Origin of the sequence: Bradyrhizobium sp., from assembly GCF_049798375.1 — a bacterium.
GTDB lineage: Bacteria > Pseudomonadota > Alphaproteobacteria > Rhizobiales > Xanthobacteraceae > Bradyrhizobium.
Genome location: NZ_JBARGP010000392.1, coordinates 1 through 3,671 on the forward strand (window position 1 = coordinate 1; position 3,671 = coordinate 3,671).

The following is a 3,671-nucleotide window of genomic DNA, read 5'->3' on the forward strand; positions in this document are numbered from 1 at the left end:
ACACTCCACTCAGCTTGCTTTTTGATCAGTGATGACGTGCGGCGAAAGCCTCTACTGTTTCGGGCTCACCCGCGAAGGGTAGGCAACATGGTGTTCGCGTGTTCTCTAATTTCCGCCGGTGCGATGCTTGTTTTGGCCGGCTTGCTTGGAATGGCGCTTCATAGAAACGCTCTGCACTTTAAAGCACAAATATGACTTTCGGCGTCGAGCCGAAGGCGATTGCCGCACCGCCGCGCGGCATGACAGCCGAGCCGCTCGCCTCACACCTTCCCGAAGGCGGAGCGTGCTCGGCTGCTTCTCTTCTGGTCTGCCGGACGCTTCGAAGGTGGCTGCGCCCAAGCTCCAAACGACAGATTGCCCGAGGGACTTTCATGAAAGCGAGCTATGGGCAAATAATCGCCGGCCTAGGGATTTGGCTGTCGGTGAATGTGGCTCTCATTGCCATGAGGTTGTTAGCAACTGCTGTTAGAAGCAATCGCGGAGGTGCCGCAGTGCCTCACCGCAGTCGGGCGCACTTGGGCCAGCTGCGCTTGGTCGGCAAGCTGGATAGATGGCGGCCACCAAGCGGGTCCGAAGAGACCACACCGGCATCAGGTCGGAAGCGGCCTTCAACTTAGTACAAAGAGAGCCGCGTGCTCGCCCCCAGGGCACGGGCTTTTGTCTTATCGGAAGCATGCGGGATCAGTCGCGATCTATCTTCAGGAAAACAATAGTCCGAGCGTATGGGCAAGCTGTCCAGCTTTTTTCCCGCGGCCCTGCAAGGCTGACTTCATCTTCCGCCTAATCTTTTGGAGCCCGAAAGCGGTCAGCCAAACGGGTGATAACAGCAACGCTAAGGCCAAGAAAGAATAGACTACTGCTACGGCAGCGAACGCGCTCCGCTTGGGGATCAGTGGAGCAATTGCCCGAACGACCATACTCCCTCCAGCTGCTTGTGCTTCCGCGCGCTGGACGGCAGCTCGCAAATATCGAACAGACTCGATCTCGCGCGCGAGATGTCGGGAGCAGTCGGACAGGAACACCAACTCTTCTCTCGCGAACAAGTGAAGCCTCTCCCTAAACCATTCGGGAAAACCTGGCAATTGATGGTGTTCTTCCTAAGGCGCTTCGAGAGGCTCGCGAGATCGTTACAGAGAGCGGAACAGGGCCCGCCCCGCAATGTCGCCGGTCGTGGAGAGCTTCTAGCCGCAGTCACTCGCAATTTCCCCAGAGGCGATCCAGCCAGCGGTGCGCATCGTGTCCAGCTTGTGCCGTTTCTTGAATTTTTGCGATCGCGCTACCGTGCCCAGGCAACCGCCGTGCTATCGGCTCCGAACCGTGCAGGGTCAACACCGATGATCAGTGGCCCATGCGCCCGCTTTGCCTGTCAAACGCCATCCGGAACTGCCCCCTCGGCGCCATGAGGAACTGCCCCCACCCTCGGTTTCATGATGTTGTTTGATGGTCGTTTCCGCCAGTGACGGGACGGAGGGAGGCGGAGCCGACCGGAGGGCCGTCACCGGCGGGCGGCGCCTTGATGAGGCCGCTCTTCCGTTTGGCGCGGAGCCGGTAGCTGTCGCCGCGGATCGTCAGCACGTGGCTGTGGTGCAGGAGCCGGTCGAGGATCGCGGTGGCGACCACGGGATCGGCAAACACGGTGCCCCATTCGGCAACGCTGCGATTCGACGTGATCAGCATGGCACCGGTTTCGTAACGGCGGCTGACCAGCTGGAAGAACAGATGCGCGGCGTCCGGCTCCAGCGGCAGATAGCCGAGCTCGTCGACGATGAGCAGCTTCGGCTTCGCCAGCGCGAGCAGCTTCTCGTCCAGGCGCCGCTCGCCATGCGCTTTGGCGAGGCCCGCGACGAGCGTCGTCGCCGTGGTGAACTGCACCGTGTAACCGGCCAGGATCGCTTCTCGCCCGAGTGCGATCGAGAAGTGCGTCTTACCGACGCCCGGCGGGCCGAGCAGCAGCACATTCTCGCCGTTGGCGATCCAACGTGACGCGGCCAAGTCGCGGATCTGCTTGGGATCGATCGAGGGCTGCGCCTCGAAGTCGAAGCCTGCGAGCTCCTTTACGGCCGGGAAGTGTGCAAGCTTCAGCGCCATATCGATGCGCCGATGATCCTTGCGCGCGATCTCACGTTCGCACAGCAGGATCAGCGTCTCACGCGCTGACAGGTTCGCGCGCGCCGCCTCGTCGAGCAAACTATCAAGCTGATCGCGGATGCCGGAGAGCTGCAATCGCGCCAGCATGGCATCAAGGGGATCAGTCGGTGCTTCGGTTGCCTTCTTTGCGCGCGTCATCAGAAGCTTCCCCCGATCACGGCTTCATATTCGGCAAGCGGACGCAACAACGAATGCGGGGGAGACGACCCCGGCACCGCCGCTGCAATCTCTGGCCGGCGGACCGCGCCATTGCGCCCGGCAATACCATCGAGATGGATCGGATCGACGATCCGCACCCGGCGCCCCTTCGATTGCTCGTGAACCGCGACCTGGTGCACGCCATGGCGGATCCGCACCTCGCCAGCCGCGACGGTCACCGCGACGCGCTCACCAATAAGGCGCCAGGGTACCGAGTAACTGTTGGTGTCGATCTCGATGGCACAATCATTGCCGACGATCCGGGTTAGCTCGCGCAATGATCCGAACGAGGACCGCCCGCCGAGCGGTTTTAACCGGTGGGCCTCGTCTCGTGCGAAGCGGATGATCGGTGCTTCGCCGGTCGTGCCGTGGATACGAACGTTCGCAACCTCTCGCTCCCACCTGGCGAGATGGGCCTCAAACGCTTCCCAACTTGCAAAGGAATGACCTGCGATCGCGTTCTTCTTCACATAGCCAACGCCATTCTCCGTCTTGCCCTTTGTGCGTGCCCGATATGGTGCGCAGGCGCGAGGACGGAAGCCCCAGTGCTTCGAGAAGGCAATCAGCCTGTCGTTGAACTGAACCGACCGGCTCACCGCGTCGTGGCGCACCACAAGTGCGCGTGGGTTATCCATCAGCACTTCCTCGGGTACACCGCTGAAGGTGGTGAATGTGCTCTCGAGCCCGGCAAACCAGTGTTCTTGCTTCTCGGCCCGGAACGCTCGCACATGGAGCCGTCGCGAATGTCCGAGCGTCGCCACGAACACGAATGCCTTGACCTTCGTTCCGCCGATCTCGACCAGACGCTCCCCGAAGTCGATTTGCAGCTGGCGACCCGGAGATGTCTCGAACCGAGTCGTCGCAAGCGCCTCCGCCTTCAGCGCCTGCCGATAAGGCTGCACCGCGCGCTGCAGCGTTCGCCGGCTGACTGTCACGCCTTTCTCAGTCAATAGATCCTGGCGCACCACGTCCGCATTGCCACGATGGCGAATGAACCTCTCGCGCAGCCAGTCCTCAAGGCCATGGAGCCGTTGCGGCCTCTCGGGCGACTTAAACGGCTTCACCCCGCCCGCCGCCACATAACCCTTCACCGTGTGATGGCTGCAGCCCAGCTCGCGCGCAATCCGCTTCAGCCCCCATCCGCACGCCCTCAGGCGCAACATCTCCGCCACGTCATCCCGCGTCTTCATTACCTGCCCCCGTGGATCACTCCACGACGAGCCTCTAGTGATTCGTTCCTCGTTCATTTGCTCTCTCCTTGGCTATCCAAGGAGGGGGCAATTCCTCATGGCGCCGAGGGGGCAGTTTTCCATGGCGCGCGACAC

The 3,671-nt window shown here is 61.8% G+C and carries 2 protein-coding genes; both read right to left on the reverse strand.

Features of this window, described 5'->3' with window-relative positions; all coding sequences use genetic code 11:
• Positions 1 to 1,425 precede the first annotated feature (1,425 nt).
• On the reverse strand, positions 1,426 to 2,286 hold the full coding sequence (istB, locus tag WA702_RS16695) for an IS21-like element helper ATPase IstB (RefSeq protein WP_425111648.1): 861 nt from the start codon (positions 2,284 to 2,286) through the stop codon (positions 1,426 to 1,428).
• On the reverse strand, positions 2,286 to 3,593 hold the full coding sequence (istA, locus tag WA702_RS16700; RefSeq protein ID WP_425111649.1) for an IS21 family transposase: 1,308 nt from the start codon (positions 3,591 to 3,593) through the stop codon (positions 2,286 to 2,288). The genes istB and istA overlap by 1 nt, the downstream gene beginning before the upstream one ends.
• Between the last annotated feature and the right edge of the window lie 78 nt (positions 3,594 to 3,671).

Bases quoted from the DNA above. Each gene is read 5' to 3' on its own strand.
- istB (WP_425111648.1), bottom strand. From the start codon at position 2,286: ATGACGCGCGCAAAGAAGGCAACCGAAGCACCGACTGATCCCCTTGAT.
- istA (WP_425111649.1), bottom strand. From the start codon at position 3,593: ATGAACGAGGAACGAATCACTAGAGGCTCGTCGTGGAGTGATCCACGG.